Raw genomic sequence first — 302 nt, 5'->3', positions numbered from 1 at the left:
GTCGGCAGGTACGTAATGTCACCGACCAGTTTCCGGCCCGGTTCATCGGCGGTGAAATCGCGTCCGACCAGGTCAGGGGCGGGAGCGGCCCTGGTGTCCCGCTTGGTGAGATGGCGGCGCTTGCGGCGGGTGACCCCGCGGATATCGCGCTCGCGCATGATCCGCTCAACCTTCTTGCGGCTGATCCGCCGGCCGGAGCGCCGCAGCTTCGCGGTCACCCGCAGAGCCCCGTAAGCGCCTCGCGACGCGGTGTGGATTTCACGGATCTCATCGGCGGGCCTGTCCTCCGCTGCCTGGCGCGC

The 302-nt window shown here is 69.5% G+C and carries 1 protein-coding gene; it reads right to left on the bottom strand.

Annotated features, from left to right (window positions below; genetic code table 11):
* Positions 1-257 (bottom strand): IS3 family transposase (locus tag IG74_RS0145130; protein ID WP_234334706.1); only part of this gene is annotated, 257 nt, incomplete at its 3' end.
* Between the last annotated feature and the right edge of the window lie 45 nt (positions 258-302).

Origin of the sequence: Streptomyces sp. NRRL B-1347, assembly GCF_000720325.1 — a bacterium.
Classification (GTDB): domain Bacteria; phylum Actinomycetota; class Actinomycetes; order Streptomycetales; family Streptomycetaceae; genus Streptomyces.
Note: the sequence above shows the minus strand (reverse complement) of the source record. Positions and strands in the feature narration are given on the sequence as shown.